The 22065-nt window shown below is 70.1% G+C and carries 15 protein-coding genes and 1 pseudogene; 11 read left to right on the forward strand and 5 right to left on the reverse strand.

Translation table 11 applies throughout. The annotated features are described in order from the left end of the window. Positions 1-161: 161 nt before the first annotated feature. Both ABZ078_RS41360 and ABZ078_RS41365 read right to left on the reverse strand, forming a co-directional pair. Entirely contained in the window at positions 162-446 is a 285-nt protein-coding gene (locus tag ABZ078_RS41360) for an antitoxin (protein WP_356583693.1), read from the reverse strand. 24 nt (positions 447-470) lie between these two features. Then, the gene (locus ABZ078_RS41365) at positions 471-761 is read right to left on the reverse strand and encodes a hypothetical protein (RefSeq protein WP_356583694.1); all 291 of its coding nucleotides are present in this window, start codon (positions 759-761) and stop codon (positions 471-473) included. A 182-nt stretch (positions 762-943) separates the two neighbouring features. On the opposite strand from ABZ078_RS41365, the gene miaA reads away from it, so the two are divergent. The 6 genes from miaA (at position 944) to hflX (ending at position 9556) form a co-directional block, all read left to right on the forward strand. Further along, the gene (gene miaA / locus ABZ078_RS41370) at positions 944-1882 is read left to right on the forward strand and encodes a tRNA (adenosine(37)-N6)-dimethylallyltransferase MiaA (protein WP_356583695.1); all 939 of its coding nucleotides are present in this window, start codon (positions 944-946) and stop codon (positions 1880-1882) included. Between the two features lie 108 nt (positions 1883-1990). Beyond that, positions 1991-2494 (forward strand): hypothetical protein, encoded by a 504-nt coding sequence (locus tag ABZ078_RS41375; protein ID WP_356583706.1) that lies wholly within the window; start codon positions 1991-1993, stop codon positions 2492-2494. Between the two features lie 86 nt (positions 2495-2580). Then, positions 2581-3450 carry a diaminopimelate epimerase gene (gene dapF / locus ABZ078_RS41380; protein WP_356583696.1) on the forward strand — a complete coding sequence of 290 codons (870 nt, stop codon included), beginning with the start codon at positions 2581-2583 and terminating at the stop codon, positions 3448-3450. 299 nt (positions 3451-3749) lie between these two features. After that, the gene (locus tag ABZ078_RS41385) at positions 3750-6080 is read left to right on the forward strand and encodes a RelA/SpoT family protein (RefSeq protein ID WP_356583697.1); all 2331 of its coding nucleotides are present in this window, start codon (positions 3750-3752) and stop codon (positions 6078-6080) included. 217 nt (positions 6081-6297) lie between these two features. Beyond that, a complete protein-coding gene (locus ABZ078_RS41390; protein ID WP_356583698.1) occupies positions 6298-7845 on the forward strand; it encodes a M1 family metallopeptidase in 1548 nt (515 codons plus the stop codon). A gap of 217 nt (positions 7846-8062) precedes the next feature. Next, on the forward strand, positions 8063-9556 hold the full coding sequence (gene hflX / locus ABZ078_RS41395; protein WP_356583699.1) for a GTPase HflX: 1494 nt from the start codon (positions 8063-8065) through the stop codon (positions 9554-9556). A 93-nt stretch (positions 9557-9649) separates the two neighbouring features. Here the strand turns inward: hflX and ABZ078_RS41400 are convergent, their stop codons facing one another. Both ABZ078_RS41400 and ABZ078_RS41405 read right to left on the reverse strand, forming a co-directional pair. Further along, positions 9650-10864 (reverse strand): hypothetical protein, encoded by a 1215-nt coding sequence (locus ABZ078_RS41400; RefSeq protein WP_356583700.1) that lies wholly within the window; start codon positions 10862-10864, stop codon positions 9650-9652. A 265-nt stretch (positions 10865-11129) separates the two neighbouring features. Further along, complete coding sequence (locus ABZ078_RS41405; protein ID WP_356583701.1) at positions 11130-12356, reverse strand: hypothetical protein; 1227 nt, start codon at positions 12354-12356, stop codon at positions 11130-11132. A gap of 355 nt (positions 12357-12711) precedes the next feature. Between ABZ078_RS41405 and ABZ078_RS41410 the strand changes: the two genes are divergently transcribed. The 4 genes from ABZ078_RS41410 (at position 12712) to ABZ078_RS41425 (ending at position 20347) form a co-directional block, all read left to right on the forward strand. After that, entirely contained in the window at positions 12712-14400 is a 1689-nt protein-coding gene (locus tag ABZ078_RS41410) for a diaminobutyrate--2-oxoglutarate transaminase family protein (protein WP_356583702.1), read from the forward strand. A gap of 677 nt (positions 14401-15077) precedes the next feature. Then, on the forward strand, positions 15078-16844 hold the full coding sequence (locus ABZ078_RS41415; RefSeq protein WP_356583707.1) for an IucA/IucC family protein: 1767 nt from the start codon (positions 15078-15080) through the stop codon (positions 16842-16844). Between the two features lie 186 nt (positions 16845-17030). Further along, entirely contained in the window at positions 17031-17855 is an 825-nt protein-coding gene (locus ABZ078_RS41420; protein WP_356583703.1) for a GNAT family N-acetyltransferase, read from the forward strand. 491 nt (positions 17856-18346) lie between these two features. Next, complete coding sequence (locus ABZ078_RS41425; protein ID WP_356583704.1) at positions 18347-20347, forward strand: ATP-dependent DNA helicase; 2001 nt, start codon at positions 18347-18349, stop codon at positions 20345-20347. Positions 20348-20580: 233 nt separating this feature from the next. Here the strand turns inward: ABZ078_RS41425 and lexA are convergent, their stop codons facing one another. Beyond that, positions 20581-21360, reverse strand: a complete 780-nt coding sequence (gene lexA, locus ABZ078_RS41430) for a transcriptional repressor LexA (protein WP_356583705.1) — start codon at positions 21358-21360, stop codon at positions 20581-20583. Positions 21361-21922: 562 nt separating this feature from the next. Here lexA and ABZ078_RS41435 point away from each other — a divergent pair. After that, positions 21923-22065: pseudogene (locus tag ABZ078_RS41435) on the forward strand (transcriptional regulator NrdR); the annotation flags it as partial.

The following is a 22065-nucleotide window of genomic DNA, read 5'->3' on the forward strand; positions in this document are numbered from 1 at the left end:
GTAAAACAAAATATCAGTGAATGTTAGTGTATTAAACACTTTTCATCTCCCTATCCCCTCGCGACCTGCGGGTGCTGGGGCCCGCCCCAAACCGGCGCACGGCCGGGAGCCGTCAAGCTCCGCGGCCGTCCGTCGATGTGCCGTTCAGACCGATGTGCCGTTCACGTGGTCGGCGGGGGTGAGTCCGGCGGGGGCGAGTCCGACGGCGGCGCGCTCCGGTCCGTCGCCGTGTCGTCGCCCTTGTGCGCGAGTCGGTCCACGGCGCCCTTGGCCTTGCCCGTGCCCGTCTGGATCTTGTTGCTGTACTTGCCCTTGGTCCTCTCGTCGACGACCTTCGCGGCCTTGTCGAGGCCGTGGTGGACCTGCTCCTCGTGACGCTTCGCGAAGTCAGCGACCTTGTCCTTGGCCGGGGCGAGTTTGTCTTTCAAATTGCGCATCAGACCCATGCTTCACCTTCCCGCGCGGGACAGTTACGTGCGGGCGCTCTCGCCGGCCTCGCTGTCGGCCGCCTCGTCGACGGACTGCTGCTTGGGAATCTCGACGCCGTCGTCGGTGTCCGTGTCGTCGGACTCCGCCGCCGCCGTCGACCGGTCCGCGTCCTCCGCCTCGACCTCGGCCGACTCCTTCGTCTCTGCAGTCTCTGCAGCCTCTGCCGCTTCCCCCGCCGCGGGCTCGGCCGTTGGTGTGTCGGCCTGCGCCTCGGCGGTTGACGCTTCCTCCGTGGCCTTCGACCGCCGGAAAATTCGTGCGAAAACGCCCATATCCACTCCATACGTTACTCGTGCGGGCGAAATCCCGCGTCGTCCGGTGCGTCCGTTTGCGCCCCCGGGTCGCCGCCTCCGCGAAACCGGCGGCGAGAACCTCGCAACTGGCAACGACCCCGCGCGTGTGCCGTCACGTAACTCGTTCGAGTCCGCCCCGTGAGGTTTGCGAGACTGGGGCGGTGAGCAGCGCACCCCCCGCCCCCCGTGTCATCGCCGTAGTCGGACCCACCGCGGCCGGAAAGTCCGATCTGGGCGTCTTCCTGGCCCGGGAGCTCGGCGGCGAGGTCGTCAACGCCGACTCGATGCAGCTCTATCGAGGGATGGACATCGGCACGGCCAAGCTGACGCCGAAGGAGCGTGCCGGCGTCCCGCACCACCTCCTGGACATCTGGGACGTGACGGTCACGGCGTCCGTCGCCGAGTACCAGCGACTCGCACGGGAACGGATCGACGCACTCCTCGCCGACGGACGCTGGCCCATTCTCGTCGGCGGCTCGGGTCTGTACGTCCGTGGCGCCGTCGACAATCTGGAGTTCCCCGGCACCGACCCCGAGGTCAGGGCCCGGCTCGAGGAGGAGCTCGCGCTGCGCGGCTCCGGGGCGCTGCACGCCCGCCTGGCCGCCGCCGACCCGGAGGCCGCGCAGGCCATCCTGCCCAGCAACGGCCGCCGCATCGTCCGGGCCCTCGAGGTGATCGAGATCACCGGCAAGCCCTTCACCGCCAACCTCCCCGGCCACGACTCGGTCTACGACACCGTCCAGATCGGCGTCGACGTGGCGCGCCCCGAGCTGGACGAGCGCATCGCGCGCCGGGTCGACCGGATGTGGGACGCGGGGCTCGTGGACGAGGTCCGCACGCTGGAGGCGCAGGGATTGCGCGAGGGGCGTACGGCCTCGCGCGCGCTCGGTTACCAACAGGTGCTCGCGGCGCTCGCCGGGGAGTGCACCCTCGAAGAGGCGCGGGACGAGACCGTACGTGCCACCAAACGCTTCGCGCGCCGCCAGGATTCATGGTTCAGGCGCGACCCACGGGTGCACTGGCTGAGTGGGGCTGCGGCGGACCTCAAGGAACTTCCGCAGCTCGCACTGGCGTTGGTCGAACGACCGGTTACAGCCTGATCACGTGATGGCATCGGGACGCTCCGGCCGTCATCCCGGCCTCCGGTGCCGTGCCATCATCGAGCTTCGATCGACCAAGTGGAGTCCGAGTTGGGAGGGCGGATGGCGATGGAGGCCGGCCCTCGCGACACCGCACAAAGCACCGAGAACGTCACCACCGACCCGGGCGAACCGGAACAGGACCGCGACCGTCTGAGCCCCGACGGGCCCGACGAGGCGGAGGGTGGCGTCACCGACGACGGCCCCGAGCCCGAGGAGCTGTACGCGAGCGGCCCGGAGGTCGAGGTCGAGCTGCGTCCGCAGCGCCGCCTGCGCATCTGGCAGCTCGCGCCCATCGTGTCCCTGTCCGCGGTCGGCTCCCTGATGTTCGCGTTCCCGCTGGCCTTCGACTTCGGCGACAGCGGCGCCGTGATCGCCATGCTGGGGCTGCTGATCTGCTCCTGCGCGGCCGGCTGGGGCATGATGGCCGCCCGCCGGGTGGGCTACACCTGGCCCGGGCTGTCACAGCGGGGCTCCGGGCGCGGAGCGGACTGGCGGGTCGTGCTGGCCTACGTCCTGGTGGTCGCCGCGATCGTGGTGCTGGCCGTGTGGAGAGTGGCCCGCCTGCGCTGAGGCGGCCGTCATCAGGTCTTACGCCGAGGTGGCCGTCACCGGGCCTTCTTTTCGGCTCTGTCGTAGCGGCACCGTACGATCGAGGAATGAGCACGCGGATCGCCTTCCTCAAGGGTCACGGCACCGAGAACGACTTCGTGATCGTCCCGGACCCCGAGAACGCCATCGACCTGCCCCCGGCCGCCGTCGCGGCCCTGTGCGACCGCCGCGCGGGCATCGGCGGTGACGGACTGCTGCACGTGGTGCGGTCCGCGGCGCATCCCGAGGCCAAGGACATGGCGGCCGAGGCCGAGTGGTTCATGGACTACCGCAACGGCGACGGCTCGGTCGCGGAGATGTGCGGCAACGGCGTGCGCGTCTTCGCGCGCTACCTCCAGCGCGCCGGACACGTCTCCGAGGGTGACCTCACGGTCGCCACGCGCGGCGGCGTGAAGACCGTGCACATCGCCAAGGAGGGTGACGTCACGGTCGGCATGGGCAGGGCGCTGCTCCCCGAAGGAGACGTCACCGTCAGCGTCGGCGAGCGCAGCTGGCCCGCGCGCAACGTGAACATGGGCAACCCGCACGCCGTCGCCTTCGTGGACGACCTCGCACACGCCGGCGATCTTCTCTCCCCGCCGCCGTTCAGCCCGGCCTCGGCCTACCCGGACGGGGTGAACGTCGAGTTCGTGATCGACCGGGGACCTGGGCATGTCGCCCTGCGCGTGCACGAGCGCGGCTCCGGCGAGACCCGTTCCTGTGGCACGGGCGCGTGCGCCGTCGCCGTGGCCGCCGCCCGGCGCGACGGAGCCGACCCGGCGCTCACCGGCGCCCCCGCGACGTACACCGTCGACGTGCCAGGCGGCACCCTGGTGATCACCGAGCGTCCCGACGGCGAGATCGAGATGACCGGTCCCGCGGTGATCGTGGCCGAGGGCGAGATCGACGCGGACTGGCTGGAACAACTCGCTCGTTGAGCGGTTGTGTGACTTGGCATCAAAGCCTTGAGCGGCTCACGGCCTGGATGTGAGGTCGCCGGCACGGCCGGGAGCGTTCGGAATGGCGAACTCCGGCTTGCCGCATGGCGCGAAATCGTAAACCTCCAAACCCTCGCTCGAATGGGTGATCCGTTTCACGCTCGGCGAGAGGCGGTCAGTCGCACGTGATGGGCTCGGTAGCATCAAGCACCGGCCCGGACGGGGGAGAAGTCGCCATCCCCTGAGCCGTGTCCGCCATGGGGCACCCCGTCCGCCGGTCCACGCAGCCGGAGGTGCCCATGAGTGCGGAGGCCACGAACCCCGCGACGCCAGGCCCGGTAGTAGGCCCTGTGACGCCTGCCGTGCCCCGCAGAAAGGCCCGCGCCCGGATCGACCTGCGCCGCCTCGGCCGGGCCGCGCTGCTCGGCCCCGCCTCACGCGACCGGCTGCCCGACGCGATCAGCCATGTCGTCGACGCCCATCGCGCCCACCACCCCGACGCCGACCTCGAACAGCTGCGCCGCGCCTATGTGCTGGCCGAGTCCTCGCACCGCGGCCAGATGCGCAAGAGCGGCGAGCCGTACATCACACACCCCCTCGCCGTGACGCTGATCCTCGCCGAACTCGGCGCGGAGACCACCACCTTGACGGCCTCTCTGCTCCACGACACCGTCGAGGACACCGACGTGACCCTCGATCAGGTGGGCGAGCAGTTCGGCGCGGAGGTCCGCTTCCTCGTCGACGGCGTGACGAAGCTGGAGAAGGTCGACTACGGCGCCGCGGCCGAGCCGGAGACCTTCCGCAAGATGCTCGTGGCCACCGGCAACGACGTCCGCGTGATGTCGATCAAACTCGCCGACCGGCTGCACAACATGCGCACCCTCGGTGTGATGCGTCCCGAGAAACAGGCCCGCATCGCCAAGGTGACCCGCGACGTCCTCATCCCGCTCGCCGAACGGCTCGGTGTCCAGGCGCTCAAGACCGAACTGGAAGACCTGGTCTTCGCGATCCTCCACCCGGACGAGTACGAGCACACCCGGGAGTTGATCGTCGAAAACGCCTCCCGCGCCGACGATCCGCTCGCCGAGACGGCCGACGCGGTGCGCAAGGTCCTGCGCGAGGCCGACATCCAGGCCGAAGTCCTCATCCGGCCCCGGCACTTCGTCTCCGTCCACCGTGTGTCGCGCAAACGCGGGCGCCTGCGCGGCGCCGACTTCGGGCGGCTGCTGGTGCTGGTGAACGAGGACGCGGACTGTTACGGCGTCCTGGGCGAACTGCACACCTGTATGACGCCGGTCGTCTCGGAGTTCAAGGACTTCATCGCCGTCCCCAAGTTCAACCTGTACCAGTCGCTGCACACCGCCGTGGCCCGCGAGGACGGCCAGGTCACCGAAGTCCTCATCCGTACCCACCAGATGCACAAGGTCGCCGAGGCCGGTGTCGTGGCGCTCGGCAATCCCTACGCTCCTCCTGCGGAGGAGCAGGCCCCTTCGAGTGACGGTGAGCGCGCCGACCCCACGCGCCCCGGCTGGCTGTCCCGCCTCCTCGACTGGCAGGAGGCGGCGCCCGACCCCGACACGTTCTGGTCCACGCTGCGCGAGGACCTCGCCCAGGACCGGGAGATCACCGTCTTCCGGCCCGACGGCGGCACCCTGGGCCTGCCCGAGGGCGCCACCTGTGTGGACGCCGCCTACGCGCAGTACGGCGAGGACGCGCACGCGTGCATCGGCGCCCGCGTCAACGGCCGCCTGGCGACCCTCAGCACGGTTCTGCGGGACGGCGACACCGTCCAGCTCCTCATGGGGCAGGACCCGGCCTCGGAGCCCTCCAGGGAGTGGCTGGAGCACGCCCACACCGCCGCCGCCCGGATCGCCATCCAGCGGTGGCTCGCCACCCATCCGCCGCAGGGCGCTGCCTCCGTCACCGACGAGGCCGGGGCGGCGCCGTTCCGTGACACGGGGAGCGGATCGGCGAACGAGGAGGCCGTCGAGGACGGGACGGCCGTCCGCCCGGCCAGGGACGGAACCGATGTCCGCCCGGCCGAGCAGCGAACGGCCTTCCGCCATGCCGAACAGCGAACGGCCTTCCGCCAGGCCGGGCAGGGCACGGCTTTCCGTCCTCTCGGGGAGGGACCAGCCGGCCACCCGGCCGCCGAGGGGCCTGCCGGCCGCTCCACCGCAGCCCACGTCCTCGTCGACCGGCCGGGCGCGAGCGCACGCCTCGCCGGCTGCTGCACCCCCGTACCGCCCGACGAGGTCACCGGATTCTCGGTGCGCGGGGGAGTGGTGACCGTGCACCGCGTCGGGTGCGCCGCGGTGGCGCGTATGAAAAGCGCGGGGCGCCCGGAGATCGGCGTGCGCTGGGGGGAGACCACGGAGTGCCGGGTCACCCTGGTCGCCGAATCGTTCGTTCGCCCGCACCTCCTGGCGGACCTCACGGAAGCGATGGCCCTGGAGGGTGCGGAAATCGTGTCGGCGACGGTCGAGCCTCCGACCCAGCAGCGCGTACGCCACACCTACACGGTCCAGCTCCCGGACGCGGCGCGGCTCCCCGGGCTGATGCGGGCCATGCGGAACGTGGCCGGCGTGTACGACGTGAGCAGGGCGCAACCGCAGACGCAGGGGGCGTGAGGGCGCGGGCGTCTCAAGGGCGTGAGGGCGGGCGCCGGGCGCTTGGCAGGAAGGATGGCGCACTGGTGCGTGCAAGTGGTGCAGGTGCGCACAGGCGTGTAGGCGTCGGCCCGCGCCCCCTGCCGTCCCCCACGCGGCACCCACCCGACATACCCGTTCGAGTGGGCCGGTCGCGCGTCGTCGACGCCCCGCCCGCCCGCGCTGATAGCCGTGGTGCATGCTGCTCATCCCCCGCACCAAGGTTCAGCGACCAGTCCCTGGCGCTTCTCGCCCGAGTCCCCGAACCCGCCGGCGCCTCAGGGTGCCCGCGCTGCTCGCCCTGGCCGTCTCCACCTGCCTCGTCGCCGCGAGCGCCCCCGCCACGCCCCTGGGTGTCGGTGACCGCCTCTACCCGTACCTGGGCAACCCCGGCTACGACGTGATGTCGTACGACCTCTCCTTCACCTACCCGGGCACCAACAGCAAACCGCTCCAGGCCGTCACCAGGATCGACGCCTGGACGACCGCGGACCTGGAACGCGTCAATCTGGACTTCGCGCACGGCAAGGTCGAGTCCGTCGAGGTCGACGGGGAGCCCGCGACCTTCAGCACCGCCGGTGAGGACCTCGTCGTCACGCCTGAGGCGCCGTTGCCCGACGGCAGCTGGACGCGCATCACCGTGCGGCACACCAGCGATCCCGTGTACGGGAAGGAGCGGGAGGGCGGCTGGGTGCGGACCGCTGACGGCCTCGCCATGGCCAACCAGGCCGACGCCGCCCACGTCGTGTTCCCGTGCAACGACCACCCCTCCGACAAGGCGATGTTCACCATCCGGGTCACCGCGCCCAACGGCTACACCGCCGTCGCCAACGGTCTGCGGAGCGACGTCGACCGCGGGGGCAGGGCGACGACCTGGACGTACCGGACCGAGCACCCCATGGCCACCGAACTCGCGCAGGTCTCCATCGGCCGCTCCACGGTGCGGCACCGCACCGGCCCGCACGGACTGCCGCTGCGCGACGTCGTGCCCACCAAGCACCGCGAGCAGCTCGAACCATGGCTGGAGAAGACGCCCGACCAGATCTCCTGGATGGAGAGCAAGATCGGCCGGTACCCCTTCGAGACGTACGGGCTGCTCATGGCCGACGCCGCCACCGGCTTCGAGCTGGAGACCCAGACCCTCTCCCTCTTCGAGCGAGGACTCTTCACCGAGTCCGCCTTCCCGAAGTGGTACATCGAGTCGATCATGGTGCACGAGCTGGCGCACCAGTGGTTCGGCGACAGCGTCAGCCCGCGCAGCTGGTCCGACCTGTGGCTCAGCGAAGGGCACGCCACCTGGTACGAGGCCCTGTACGCGGCGGAGAAGGCAGGCAGGCCGCTGGAGGCTCGGATGAGGGCCGCGTACGCCGCCTCCGACCGCTGGCGCGCGGCCGGCGGACCGCCCGCCGCCCCCAAGGCCGCCGCCCCCGGCAAGAAGAACGGCATCTTCCGGCCGAACGTCTATGACGGCGCGGCCCTGGTCCTGTACGCCCTCCGCCAGGAGATCGGCGCTCCTGCCTTCGAGCGTCTGGAACGCGCCTGGGTGAGCAGGTACCAGGACACGGCCGCCTCGACCGCGGACTTCGTCGCGCTCGCGGAGGAGATCTCCGGACGGAACCTGGACGGGTTCCTGCACGCCTGGCTGTACGGCAAGAAGACCCCGCCGATGCCCGGTCAGCCGGAGTGGCGGTCGACGGACCCCGCGAAGGCGCCGACGAAAGCGCCGACGAAGGCGTCCACCAAGTAGTCCACCGCGCCGCGGGGGACCGCGGAATAAGACGGTGACGAGACGGCCCGTGCCGTGCGACCATCTTCGGGTCGGCGCGGCACGGGACGCGGGAATCTCCCGGGGTACTCGTGCGTTGTGAGCAGTGACGGATCAGTCTCCGGGCGCTACGGACTCGTTCCGAAGCGTCGCTGCCACCCCGTCGCCGCACACGGATTCCCATCGACGTAAGGACCCAATGACCTCCTCTTCTTCCTTTTCCCAGGACACTCAGCGCCTCGCGCACACCTATCCCGAAGGTCTTCGGGCCGATGCCCTGATGGAAGAGGACGTCGCCTGGAGCCACGAGATCGACGGAGAGCGGGACGGCGACCAGTTCGACCGCTCCGACCGCGCGGCTCTGCGCCGTGTCGCGGGCCTTTCCACCGAGCTTGAGGACGTCACCGAGGTCGAGTACCGCCAGCTCCGACTGGAGCGGGTCGTGCTCGTCGGCGTCTGGACCTCGGGGACCGTGCAGGACGCGGACAACTCGCTGGCCGAGCTCGCCGCCCTCGCGGAGACCGCGGGCGCGCTCGTGCTCGACGGCGTGATCCAGCGCCGCGACAAGCCCGACGCGGCCACCTATATCGGCTCCGGCAAGGCCGACGAGCTGCGGGACATCGTGCTGGAGACCGGCGCCGACACCGTCATCTGCGACGGTGAGCTCAGCCCGGGCCAGCTCATCCACCTCGAAGACGTCGTCAAGGTCAAGGTCATCGACCGTACGGCCCTGATCCTCGACATCTTCGCCCAGCACGCCAAGTCCCGAGAGGGCAAGGCGCAGGTCGCGCTCGCGCAGATGCAGTACATGCTGCCGAGGCTGCGAGGCTGGGGTCAGTCGCTGTCCCGGCAGATGGGCGGCGGCAAGGGCGGCGGCCTCGCCACCCGTGGTCCCGGTGAGACCAAGATCGAGACGGACCGGCGACGGATCCGCGAGAAGATGGCGAAGATGCGCCGGGAGATCGCGGAGATGAAGACCGGCCGCGACATCCAGCGCCAGGCACGCCGGCGCAACAAGGTGCCCTCGGTCGCCATCGCCGGCTACACCAACGCCGGCAAGTCCTCCCTGCTCAACCGCCTCACGGGCGCGGGGGTGCTGGTCGAGAACGCCCTGTTCGCGACCCTGGACCCGACCGTCCGCCGGGCCGAGACGCCGGGCGGCCGGCTGTACACGCTGGCCGACACGGTCGGTTTTGTACGGCACCTGCCGCACCACCTGGTCGAGGCGTTCCGCTCCACCATGGAGGAGGTCGGCGAGTCCGACCTGATCCTGCACGTGGTGGACGGTTCGCACCCGAACCCGGAGGAGCAGCTGGCCGCCGTGCGCGAGGTGATCAGGGACGTCGGCGCCACCGACGTGCCCGAGATCGTCGTGATCAACAAGGCCGACGCGGCCGACCCGCTGACGCTCCAGCGGCTGCTGCGGATCGAGAAGCGCTCCATCGCGGTCTCGGCCCGCACCGGCAAGGGCATCGACGAGCTGCTCGCCCTGATCGACAACGAGCTGCCGCGCCCATCGGTCGAGATCCAGGCGCTCGTGCCGTACACGCACGGCAAGCTGGTCGCCCGCGCCCACACCGAGGGCGAGGTGATCTCCGAGGAGCACACCCCGGAGGGCACGCTGCTCAAGGTGCGGGTGCACGAGGAACTGGCGGCGGATCTGGCGCCGTACGTTCCGGCGACGACCGCCTGAGCCGTCGCTCGGACCACGCAGCACGAGTTGCCGTAGAACGGCCGAAGGCCCGCTCCCTGTCGCAGGGGAGCGGGCCCGGTCCGTTCCGGTGAGTCACTGACCGCCGTACGTCCTGCTCATGTTCTGGTACAGCGCCTCGGCCTTCGTCCCCAACTGCGGGCCCGCGAGCCAGGTGTTGTTCTCCGGGCCGATCGAGGTGTTCGACACCAGCTTCGTCTCCCCGTTCACCACCCGGAACCATCCGCCGCCCGACGAACCACCGGTCATGGTGCAGCCGATGCGGTACATCGTCGGCAGCGTCGGGCTCAGTGAGAAGCGGCCCGGCTGATCGAAGCACTTGAACATCCGCAGCCCGCTGTACGGCGGTGCCGCCGGGTAGCCCCAGGCGCCCATCTTGCCGACCTCGGTCGCCGACGGGGCCGAGAAGTCCACATCGAGTGCGGCGCCGACCGTCTCCTCGAGCGACTTGGCGCCCTGCTCCGGCTTCACGTGCAGCACGGCGTAGTCGTAGGCGGCACCCGCGCCGCCGGTCTCCGAGCCGCCCTGGATCCACTCGTTCGAGGTCGAGACCCAGTCCGCCCACCAGTTGCCGTACGGGGCGATCTCGGAGGAGCTCGCGTTGTTCAGCTGTGCCGCGGACTTGCCGAGGTCGTTGTAGGCCGGGACGAAGACGATGTTGCGGTACCAGCCGCCGTTGCCGCCCGCGTGCACGCAGTGGCCGGCCGTCCAGACGAGGTTGGACCTGCCGGGGTGGTTGACGTCCTTGACGACCGTGCCGGAGCAGACGGCCGGGCCGTCGGGGGAGTCGAAGAAGACCTTGCCGACCGGGGCCGCGTTCGAGTGGTACGGCGTCTTCTCGGCCGTGGCCCGGACCGGCGCCGGCTCCGGGTCGCTGATGCCTTGGTCGGCCGAGGCGTCCTGCGTCGTGACGGTCTTGTTGGCCTCCTTCGCGGACTGCATCCGCTCAGGCTTCCAGAGGCCCTCGATCACCGGGTTGACGAAGTCCTTGGCCTCGCTGAGCCACTTGTCCTTGTCCCAGTCCTTCCAGCCGCCGCTGGTCCACTTGTCGACATCGATGCCGTGCTCCTTGAGCTTGTCCGCGATGTCGGCCGGGATCTGGATCTTGCCGTCGCCGACACCGGCGCCCGCGGCCTGGGACGCGGCCGCATCGGCCCCTTCCCTCGCCGCGTCCTGCGCCGAGCCGTCACAGGCGGTCGCGGTCAGCGCGAGCGCGGCGACGAGCCCCGTGGCGGCGAGGACGGAGCGGCGCCTGCGGCGTGGTGCTGCGGACGTAGGTATGGAACGCATGGTGCGACAACCCCCGTTGGTACGTGCCTTGCAGTTGTGTCTCGGTGTCTCGGTGCCTTGATGCCTCGTGCCTGCGCGCGATGGCGGGACGGCCGGCCGGCCGATGCCTCGCGCCCGGCGGATCGGCATGTGTTTGCCGTCCGAAAGGGCATGCGCACTGCGCAGCGAACCCTTCGGATACGACACCCCACTATGCCTGTGCAATTGAGGGCGAACGGCGGCGATGCGGTGAAGGTTTCTGCCCACCACTTCGCCGCCGATGCGGTCACTGACCGGCGAACTTCTCGCTCACCGAGGCGAAGATGCCCTCGGCTTCCTTGCCCAGCCGCGGACCTGCGAGCCAGCCCGACTCCACCGGCCCGATCGAGGTGTTGGACACGAGCGCCGGCTTGCCGTCCGAGCCCGTCGTGACCCAGCCGCCACCGGACGAACCGCCGGTCATGGTGCAGCCGATGCGGTACATCGTCGGATCCGAGGCCCTGAGCGACAGCCGACCCGGCTTGTCCTGGCACTGGTACAGCTTCTGACCGTCGAACGGCGCGGCTGCCGGGTAACCGATCGCCTTGACACTGTTCACCTGAGGAACGGCCGGGGCGTCGAAGTCCACCGGGAGGGCCGAGCCGACCGTCTCCTCGAGGGACTTGCCGTTGCCGCCTTCCTCCGGCTTCACATGCAGCACGGCGAAGTCGTACGGGGCGCCGTCCCCGCCCGTCGCACCGCCCTGGGCGATCCACTGGTCCGAGGTCTGCGCCCAGTCGGCCCACCACACGCCGTAGGGAGCGACCTCCTCCCTGGTGGCACCCTCCAACTCCGCGGTTCCCACGCCCGCGTTGTTGTACGACGGCACGAAAGCGATGTTGCGGTACCAGCCACCGCTCTTGCCCGCGTGCACACAGTGGCCCGCGGTCCACACCATGTTGGACTTGCCGGGGTTGGCCGGGTCCTGCACGACCGTCGCCGAACAGACCATCGTGCCTTTGGGCGAGTCGAAGAACACCTTGCCCGCCTCGGGGGCGTTGGCGTGGTACTCGGGCGACACGGCCCGCGCCTGCACCGGCTGCGGCGTCGGGTCGGTCACACCCTGGTCACCGGAGAGGTCGCTGTCGTCGACGCCCCGGCCCGGGTCTTCGGCCTCACGCATGCGGTCCGGGTCCCACAGTCCCTCGATGATCGGGTTGATGTAGTCCTGGGCCTCGCGCAGCCAGTCGTCCTTGTTCCACTCCTTCCAGGCGCCGTCCCGCCACTTGTCGAGGTCGATCCCGTGCTCCTTGAGCTTGTCCTTGATGTCATCCGGGATCGTGATCTTGCCTTCGCCGCCGGGCGCCGCAGAGGCAGTGGCGGTGGCGCCGCCGCCCGCCTCGGCGTCACCCGACTCGCAGGCCGTGACGGTGAGGGCCAGCGCCGCGGCGAGTGCGACCACGGGCAGCGGGGAGGTTGCGCGGCGCGCGCTCCTTCCGCGGCGAGCGGTGGACGACGGCCGTATCGATCGCATGATCTGACTCCCCCTGAGGTGACGGTACTTGGTGCCGCGGCCGTGAGCTCCCGCTGGTCAACTTCTGGTTCCGCGTGAGGTCAGGGCGCGTTGGGACGGCACCACACACTATGCGGTCGCTGTGGGGGAGACCCGACGGGACGGCAACGGTTTCGCTACAGCAAGGATCTTGAAGCAACCCGTAACCCGGTGAACGGTCCGGGGTTGGTAGCGGTGGTGGGCCCGCTGCCTGTGGGCGGCCCTCAGTGCCCAGTTCCCCGGAGTTTCGAGTGGACGCTCGCGGGGCTTCGTATGTCGGGTCGGGCGAGGACGCGTGAGACCTGCTCGCCCCTGGACAGCGGGAGGACAGGGAGCCATGGTCGTGACCGAATCTTTGCGCGGGGGGACGTCCGAGTCGACGGGGGCGCGTGCCGTGCACGAGGGGATCCTCCGGCGGCAGTCGGCGCGTGAGTCGGCGGCGCGCACCTACGCCCGCGCCCTGCCGATCGTGCCGGTTCGTGCGCGTGGGCTGACCATCGAGGGCGCGGACGGCCGCCGTTACCTGGACTGTCTCTCGGGCGCCGGGACGTTGGCGCTCGGACACAATCACCCGGTCGTCCTGGAGGCCATCCGCAAGGTCCTCGACTCGGGTGCGCCGCTGCATGTCCTCGACCTGGCTACACCCGTCAAGGACGCCTTCATCACCGAACTGTTCCACACCCTGCCGCCGGGTCTGGCCGACCACGCGCGTGTGCAGTTCTGCGGACCGGCCGGCACCGATGCCGTGGAGGCCGCCTTCAAGCTCGTCCGGGCCGCGACGGGACGCAGCGGAATCCTCGCTTTCAGCGGCGCCTACCACGGCATGACCGCCGGAGCCCTCGCCGCATCCGGGGGCGCCCATGACGTACGGGTCGCACGCCTGCCCTACCCGCAGGACTACCGCTGCCCCTTCGGCGTCGGCGGTGAACGCGGCGCCGAACTCGCCGCCCGCTGGACCGAGTCCGTCCTCGACGACCCCAAGTCGGGTGTGCCACAGCCCGCCGGGATGATCCTCGAACCCGTCCAGGGCGAGGGCGGGGTGATCCCCGCGCCGGACGGCTGGATGCGGCGCATGCGGGAGATCACGGCCGACCGTTCCATCCCACTGATCGCCGACGAGGTCCAGACCGGCGTCGGGCGCACCGGCTCCTTCTGGGCCGTGGAGCACAGCGGCGTCACTCCCGACGTCATGGTCCTCTCCAAGGCCATCGGGGGCAGCCTGCCCCTGGCCGTCATCGTCTACCGCGACGACCTCGACGCCTGGCAACCAGGCGCCCACGCCGGAACGTTCCGCGGCAATCAACTCGCCATGGCCGCCGGCACGGCCACACTCGCCTACGTCCGCGAGAACCACCTCGCCGAGCGGGCGGCCGAACTGGGCTCCCGGATGCTGAACCAACTCCAGGGACTCGCCGCTCAGTTCCCGTGCATCGGCGATGCGCGCGGGAAGGGGCTGATGATCGGGGTCGAGGTGGTGGAGCCGGAGGACGGTTCCGGGCGTGACAACGGGCTGCCCGCGGCCTTGCCGGCGCTTCAGGGGACGGGCGACGGGCCAGGGTTCCTGGCGCCTGTCGAAGGGCGCGGGGCCGCTCAGGACCAGGACGAGCGGGGCGTTTCCGTCGGCCTCGGGTGTGCCGACGACGGGAGGGGCGTCCTGGCAGGACTCGAGCCTGACGCGAACACGGACAACTCGTCGGCGGACTTCGCGTCCCCCGCGAGAGGCGCAGGCGTGACGGCAACACGGGATCGGGATCGTCATCCTCGTCCCGCCGCTCCCGAACTCGCGGCCGCCATCCAACGGGAATGCCTGCGACGTGGCCTGATCGTCGAGCTCGGCGGCCGCCACTCCAGCGTCGTACGGCTGCTGCCGCCCCTGACCATCAGCGACGAACAGGCTGCAGCCGTACTGGATCGGCTGGCCGACGCGGTGGACGCGGTGTCCCGCGGCCACGCTGGTCATGGCCGGATGCACCAGCCGCGCCCACATCGGGAGCGGCACGGTGACCGGGCGGATCGGGCGGGGTAGCGCGGCGGCCGATGGGGGCGCCTGCGTACGCACGCCGGCAGGGGCCCTGGCGTCGGCATCCGCCGAGCCCTGCGCTCCTGAGCCATGCACGCCCGATTCACGGCTCACTTCCGAGCGAGACCTCACGTCCCCGCCGAACCGCGCCTCCACCTGACACACCCCCTCCAAACGCACTTTCAGAACGCGGCCCGCAAGGCCCATGCCCACCCTCGTCGCGGAACGACGGCCGTCGCCGCACGAGCCTGAACCACCCCAGAGGACCAGCCTTGATCACCACCTCCGCATCCGACGGCCAGGTCGACCTTCGCGCGCGAGGCTCCTCCGACGCACACGTCTGCCAGCCGGAACCGCCCGCGCCGGAACCGCCCCTATCGACGACCGTGCCGGCTGCTCGCGGTCAGGGACGCCCCTGCGTACGGGCGGGTACGCCCGCGCCCGCACAGGCAGACGCACGCGCAGCCGCAGACGCCCGCCCTCAAGCAGACGTACTCCTTCAGGCAAAGGCACGCTTTCAAGCAGACGCACGCGCGCAGCCAGTCACACCCGTGCGGGAAGGAGGTGCACCGCGGCGACGCGTCCCCGCACACGGCGCTGCCGTTGTGCAGACTCCGGCCGAGGCGCCGACGCAGGCAGGCGCCGGCGCGGCCGCGCGGCCGCATGGTTCCCCTTCCGACCTCCTGAAGCATCCGGACCCGTACACCGCAGCCCAGGCCGCCGCTGTGGAGAACCTGCTCCGCTGCTGGGTGCGTGAGACCAACGTTCCGGCTCCCGACGACAGGATCCTCCGCATCCCTGCCCCTGCCACCGGCGCGACCCTGCTGGCCCCGGTCCACTACTGGTCCCCGACCGGGTGGCATCGCTTCGGCCTTCCGCGCCTGGCCGACGCCCCTGACGACTCGCCGCTGATCGACGCCGTCACCCTTGCGGCACTGCTCGGCCGGGAGACACTCGGGGGAGCGGAGACCATGTCCGCTGCCACCGACCTTGTCGCCCGCGTCGCCGACTCAGTCCGACGAACCGTCACATTCATCAGCGAGCGCCGGAACGATCCCGACGAGGGCTCCGACCTCTTCCTCACGGCCGAGCAGGCGCTCATGCTCGGGCATCCATTCCACCCGACCCCGAAAAGCCGCGAGGGTCTCTCCGAGGCGGAAGCACGGCTGTACTCACCCGAGTTGCGTGGCTCCTTCCCCTTGCACTGGCTGGCTGTCGCTCCCTCCTTCCTCGCCACCGACTCGGCATGGACCGAGCGCGGTCGTGTCGTACCCGCGGCCCAGCTCACGGCCCGACTGGCCGGGCCAGGGCTGCCGTTGCCCGACGGGTACACGGCGCTGCCTCTGCACCCCTGGCAGGTGCGCGAGGTCCGGCAACGCCCCGAGGCCGCGGCCCTGTTCGATGCCGGAATGCTCCGGGACCTCGGCACCCACGGCGCCTCGTGGCACCCCACCTCCTCCGTGCGCACCGTCTACCGGTCTGACGCCACCGCCATGCTCAAGCTGTCTCTGGGCCTGCGCATCACCAACTCCCGGCGTGAGAACCTGCGCAAGGAGTTGCATCGTGGCGTCGAGGTCCATCGACTCCTGCGCAGCGGCCTCTCGACGGAGTGGCAGGCCGCGCACCCGGGATTCGACATCGTTCGCGACCCGGCCTGGCTCGCCGTCGACGCGGCGGACGGTGCTCCCCTGGCCGGCCTCGACGTGATGATCCGGCACAACCCGTTCCGGCCCTCCGACGACGTGTCCTGCGTAGCAGCACTCGTCTCGCCCGGTCCTCAGGCACGACCCACGGGCGTCGTGGGCCGACCTCGGTCGGAGAGGCAGCCCCCGCGGTCCCGCCTTGCTGACCTGATCACGCGTCTGGCCGCCCGGACAGGGCACCCTCGCGGGACCGTCGCGGCAGAGTGGTTCCTGCGCTATCTCGAACAGGTAGTCCGGCCAGTGCTCTGGCTGGACGCCGAGGCGGGAGTCGTGCTGGAGGCACACCAGCAGAACACCCTGCTCCTGCTGGACAGCGAGGGCTGGCCTTCGGGCGGCCGCTATCGGGACAACCAGGGCTACTACTTCCGTGAATCCCGGCGCGCGGAACTCGAAGCCCGGATGCCCGGCATCGGTGAGGCCAGCGACTCCTTCGTCTCGGACGAGGTCACTGACGAGCGCTTCTCGTACTACCTCGCGATCAACAACGTGCTCGGTCTCATCGGCGCGTTCGGCTCCCAGCATCTCGCCGACGAACGGCTGCTGCTTGCCGCCTTCCGCCGATTCCTGGCAGATGCAGCCGCCGGTCCCACCCGTCTGCGCACCCCGCTTCCTGCCCTCCTGCTCGACTCACCCGTTCTGCGCTGCAAGGCCAACCTGCTGACCCGGCTGCACGGCCTCGACGAACTCGTCGGCCCGGTCGACACCCAGTCCGTCTACGTCACCATCGCCAACCCCCTGCACTTCTGACCGTCATCGTCATGCCTGCCTGCCTTGCACATGACCGCGCCGAACGGCACGACCGGCGTCGTCGTCCCACACCATGTGCTTTCTGCGTTCCGGACCATTGCCCCCCGCTTTCACCGCCCCCTTTTTTCACCAACCCGTCGTCCCCGAGGAACATGACCCGCCCCGCCTCCTGAGAGGAGTGTCGCCGTGCCTCCCACCGACTCGACTGCCAAGGCCGGTACCGCCCCCGTCACCGATATCGGCACCGCCACGAGACCGGGCGCTCTTGAGCGCGCTGTCGGCAGGGCAGGCGGCGCGGACGCGGACAGCGAGGACACACTGGACCTCGGCTTGCCCGAGGAACTCCTGGCGCTCCTTGCGAAGGACGCTGATGCCGGCGGAAAGCGGCGCCCGGGTCGTGGAGGCGTGGCCGCACCCACCCCCGTCCTGCCGAGCCCCGACGATCTGCTCGACGCCGTGGCCGACTGGGGGCCGATCAGTACACCGGCAGGAGTGCTTCACCTGGTCCCCGTGCGGATCGCCAGAGACCTCCCGATCGTCAGCCGGTGGATGAACGACCCTGCCGTCGCGGCGTTCTGGGGGCTTGCCGGCCCGCAGGACGCGACCGAGGAGCATCTACGGTCCCAGCTCTCCGGCGATGGACGCAGCATTCCGTGCCTCGGCATGCTTGAGGGCACGCCGATGAGCTACTGGGAGATCTACCGAGCCGACCTCGACCCGTTGGCCCGGCACTACCCGGCTCGGCCCCACGACACCGGAGTCCATCTCCTTATCGGTCCCGTCAGCGAGCGCGGACGAGGACTCGGCGGAACCCTTCTCCGAGCCGTCGCCGACCTCGTGCTCGACAAGCGGCCCGCCTGCGCTCGCATCGTCGCCGAACCCGACATTCACAACACCCCTTCCGTCGCCGCCTTCCTGAGCGCCGGCTTCCGGTTCTCCGCCGAGATCGAACTGCCCGCCAAGCGGGCCGCCCTCATGGTCAGAGACCGGAGCCTGCGCCATCTGCTGTGACGCCAAGTCGCAGCATCGTCACTTTTGGTACACCGCACGCGTCGATCCGGTTCCCGTTCCCGACGGACCGAATTCAGGTAGGACCGATCCCGGAATTCAGATAGGACCGATCTCTCCCCTGACCGGGGCGGCTCCCATGACCGGGGCGGCTCCCATAACCGGGGCGGCTCCCATAACCGGGGCGGCTCCCCTGACCGAGTAGCTGCGACCCGGCTCCAGAACCAGCCGATCCTGACCGCATCCCGATCGCCCCGGCCCCCTCCGTCCGGCTTCGACCCCCCTCGACTCGGCCGGCCCTCCCCGAACGGACCTCGACCACATCCGAACCAGCCTCCGACCTCGAATGGACCGACGCCGCACCCATCCGAATCGAACCCGCACACATCCGAACTGCTCCGATCCCCACCCGAGGAACCCCCGGTCTTGATCCCATCCCCCGTCCCCACCGCGATCACCCGTTTGTCAGTGCCGCGCCGTAGGGTGGTCGCGCTATGACAAAGCCCTCACTCCCCGAACTCCTGCATGCTGCCGTCACTGCCGTCGGCGGCACGGAGCGCCCCGGCCAGGTGACCATGGCCGAATCCGTCGCGGAGGCGATCGACGGCGGCTCCCATCTGCTGGTCCAGGCCGGCACCGGCACCGGAAAGTCACTCGGCTACCTCGTGCCTGCGCTCGCGCACGGGGAGCGCGTCGTCGTGGCGACGGCCACCCTGGCCCTGCAGCGTCAGCTCGTGGAGCGGGACCTGCCGCGCACCGTCGATGCACTGCACCCGCTGCTGCGCCGCCGCCCCGAATTCGCGATGCTCAAGGGCCGGTCGAACTACCTGTGTCTGCACCGCCTGCACGAGGGCGTCCCGCAGGACGAGGAGGAGGGCCTCTTCGACCAGTTCGAGGCGGCCGCGCCCACCAGCAAACTGGGGCAGGACCTGCTGCGACTGCGCGACTGGGCGGACGAGACCGAGACAGGCGACCGCGACGACCTGACGCCCGGCGTGTCCGACCGGGCCTGGGCCCAGGTGTCGGTGTCGTCCCGGGAGTGCCTCGGCGCATCCAAGTGCGCGTACGGCGCCGAATGCTTCGCCGAGATGGCCCGTGAGCGCGCCAAGATCTCAGAGGTGGTCGTCACCAACCACGCGCTGCTCGCGATCGACGCCATCGAGGGCGCCCCGGTCCTCCCTCAGCACGAGGTTCTGATCGTCGACGAGGCACACGAACTGGTCTCCCGGGTCACCGGAGCCGCCACCGGCGAACTCACCCCGGGCCAGGTCAACCGCGCGGTGCGCCGCGCCGCGAAGCTCGTGAACGAGAAGGCCGCGGACCAGCTCCAGACCGCCGCCGAGGGCTTCGAACGGCTGATGGAGCTGGCCCTGCCGGGCCGACTGGAGGAGATCCCGGAGGACCTCGCCTACGCGCTCATGGCACTGCGCGACGCCTGCCGCACCGTCATCTCCGCGATCGGCGCCACACGCGACAAGTCCGTGCAGGACGAGGACGCGGTCCGCAAGCAGGCGCTGGCCTCGGTCGAGACCGTGCACGACGTTGCGGAGCGGATCACCAACGGCTCCGAGTGGGACGTCGTCTGGTACGAGCGTCACGACCGCTTCGGCGCGTCTCTGCGCGTGGCTCCCATGTCCGTGTCGGGGCTTCTCAGGGAGAAGCTGTTCACGGACCGCTCCGTCGTCCTGACCTCCGCGACCTTGAAGCTGGGTGGCGACTTCAACGGCGTCGGAGCGTCCCTGGGACTCGCCCCCGAGGGCACGGAGGGCGAGGAACTCCCTCAGTGGAAGGGTGTGGACGTCGGCTCGCCCTTCGAGTACCGCAAGCAGGGCATCCTGTACGTCGCCAAGCACCTGTCCCGCCCTGCGCGGGACGGCGATCGCGCCGACATGCTCAATGAGCTGACCGAACTGATCCAGGCCGCCGGAGGCCGCACACTCGGCCTGTTCTCCTCGATGCGGGCTGCGCAGCTGGCCGCCGAGGAGCTTCGCTCCCGCATCCCGGAGTTCCCGATCCTCCTCCAGGGCGAGGAGACGCTCGGTGAGCTGATCAAGAACTTCGCGGCAGACCCTGAGACGTGTCTCTTCGGCACGCTGTCCCTCTGGCAGGGCGTCGATGTCCCCGGACCCAGCTGTCAGCTGGTCGTCATGGACAAGATCCCCTTCCCACGACCGGACGACCCGCTGATGAGCGCCCGTCAGAAGGCGGTGGAGGACGCCGGCGGCAACGGCTTCATGGCGGTCGCCGCCACCCACGCCGCACTGCTCATGGCTCAGGGCGCCGGCCGACTCGTACGGGCGTCGGGGGACCGCGGCGTGGTGGCCGTACTGGACCAGCGGCTGGCCACGGCGCGGTACGGGACCTTTCTGAAGGCGTCACTGCCCGACTTCTGGTACACGACGGACCGTAACCAGGTCCGCAAGTCGCTGGCCGCGATCGATGCCGCGGCGAAGCAGGCGGAGGCGGAGCAGGCGGAGGCTGAGCAGGCACAGTGATCGGGGGTTGGCTGTTGGAGACCCGACAGGCCAACCCTCATCCAAGACCCACCCCTATCCACGACCCACCCCTATCCAAGATCCAACTCGCGACCCGTGATCAGGTGACGTCGGTCTCGGCTCCTGGACCGGCGTTCACCGTGGACCCGGGACAGCACAGGGCCCCGGAACCGGCGCAGGGGTCCCGGGGCCCGGTCAGGGGGCGACGCCTTCGGCCTCGCCCGCCGCAGCCGTCAGACGCGGCGCAGCACTGCCACCACCTTGCCCAGGATGGTCGCGTCATCGCCCGGGATGGGCTCGTACGCCGCGTTGTGCGGGAGCAGCCAGACGTGGCCGTCCTCGCGCTTGAAGCGCTTGACGGTGGCCTCGCCGTCGAGCATCGCTGCGACGATGTCGCCGTTCTCGGCGACCGGCTGGCGGCGGACCGTGACCCAGTCACCGTCGCAGATCGCGGCCTCGATCATCGAGTCGCCGACGACCTTCAGGACGAACAGTTCGCCATCACCGACCAGCTGTCGCGGGAGGGGGAAGACATCCTCGACGGACTCCTCCGCGAGGATGGGGCCACCGGCGGCGATGCGGCCGACCAGCGGGACGTACGACGCGGCGGGCTTGCCGGCGGTGTCCGTGGGCTGCGCGGATGCTGCCTGGTCGGAGCCGCGCACCTCATACGCGCGAGGGCGGTGCGGGTCGCGCCGGAGGAAGCCCTTGCGCTCCAGTGCCATCAGCTGGTGTGCGACCGAGGACGTACTCGACAGGCCTACCGCCTGGCCGATCTCCCGCATGGACGGCGGGTAGCCGCGCCGCTGCACGGAATCCCTGATGACCTCGATCACGCGGCGCTGCCGGTCGGTGAGCCCCGAGCTGTCCGCTCGGATGCCGGGAGGTCGTCCCGGAAGGGAGCGCTTGTGTCCCTCGGGATTCACGGCTTCGTTCATTGCATGCACCGGCTCGAGTCGGCCCTGGGAGCGGTCCTGGGCAGTGATGGTGGCACTGTCTGCGGTGGTGGTCACGTCGGCCCCTCTCGATGGTCTCCCTGCTGCACAACGGTAGTTGCTTTCGAAAGGTTGCGCCAAACACACGTTCGAGTGAAAAATCGCGAATCGACTGACGCGATCATGTGTCTGGGTGTATGGCTAACGCGCTGTCCGGCGGGCAAAAGGGCTCATTGTTGTACTCTTCACCGTCGTGTGCGGCCTCGTGAGCCGTCGCCTCAGTCTGCCATCCGGTTGTGGATCAGCCGGGATCCGACCCCCCATCTGTGCGGGAGTCCCACGTCCCCTCCGTGTGGCGCTCACGGTATCTCCGTATGTGCCGCAGCGATACGGCGGTGCGCTCATGAGTGCCGCGTGCGGCTGTGGCCGTAGCGTGCAGCCCCGTGTGGACGCGACACGCGCGCAGCGCCTGTGTGTATGAGCCAATCCCCACATGTAGTGGTTGGATTGCGGTAGCAGCCCAGAAGTTGTGGTCCCCCGGGTCTTCGGGCGCTCGGAGATCGCCTATGCTTGGGGCTGCTTCGAGGGGCCGATGAGGCCGGCGAGGCTATTGAGTCTGCTGTGAGGAGGGTTCGGAGTCATGCACTGCCCCTTCTGCAGGCACCCCGACAGCCGTGTCGTCGACAGTCGTACGACCGACGACGGCACGTCGATCCGCAGGCGCCGCCAGTGTCCTGACTGCTCCCGTCGTTTCACGACCGTGGAGACGTGCTCGCTGATGGT

Source organism: Streptomyces sp. NPDC006385, assembly GCF_040612485.1.
Classification (GTDB): Bacteria; Actinomycetota; Actinomycetes; order Streptomycetales; family Streptomycetaceae; genus Streptomyces.

Excerpts from the sequence above, each read along its gene's own strand:
- ABZ078_RS41360 (WP_356583693.1), bottom strand. The coding sequence starts at position 446 with ATGGGTCTGATGCGCAATTTGAAAGACAAACTCGCCCCGGCCAAGGAC.
- ABZ078_RS41365 (WP_356583694.1), bottom strand. The coding sequence starts at position 761 with ATGGGCGTTTTCGCACGAATTTTCCGGCGGTCGAAGGCCACGGAGGAA.
- ABZ078_RS41375 (WP_356583706.1), top strand. The coding sequence starts at position 1,991 with ATGGAGGCCGGCCCTCGCGACACCGCACAAAGCACCGAGAACGTCACC.
- dapF (WP_356583696.1), top strand. The coding sequence starts at position 2,581 with ATGAGCACGCGGATCGCCTTCCTCAAGGGTCACGGCACCGAGAACGAC.
- ABZ078_RS41385 (WP_356583697.1), top strand. The coding sequence starts at position 3,750 with ATGAGTGCGGAGGCCACGAACCCCGCGACGCCAGGCCCGGTAGTAGGC.
- ABZ078_RS41390 (WP_356583698.1), top strand. The coding sequence starts at position 6,298 with ATGCTGCTCATCCCCCGCACCAAGGTTCAGCGACCAGTCCCTGGCGCT.
- hflX (WP_356583699.1), top strand. The coding sequence starts at position 8,063 with ATGACCTCCTCTTCTTCCTTTTCCCAGGACACTCAGCGCCTCGCGCAC.
- ABZ078_RS41400 (WP_356583700.1), bottom strand. The coding sequence starts at position 10,864 with ATGCGTTCCATACCTACGTCCGCAGCACCACGCCGCAGGCGCCGCTCC.
- ABZ078_RS41405 (WP_356583701.1), bottom strand. The coding sequence starts at position 12,356 with ATGCGATCGATACGGCCGTCGTCCACCGCTCGCCGCGGAAGGAGCGCG.
- ABZ078_RS41410 (WP_356583702.1), top strand. The coding sequence starts at position 12,712 with ATGGTCGTGACCGAATCTTTGCGCGGGGGGACGTCCGAGTCGACGGGG.
- ABZ078_RS41425 (WP_356583704.1), top strand. The coding sequence starts at position 18,347 with ATGACAAAGCCCTCACTCCCCGAACTCCTGCATGCTGCCGTCACTGCC.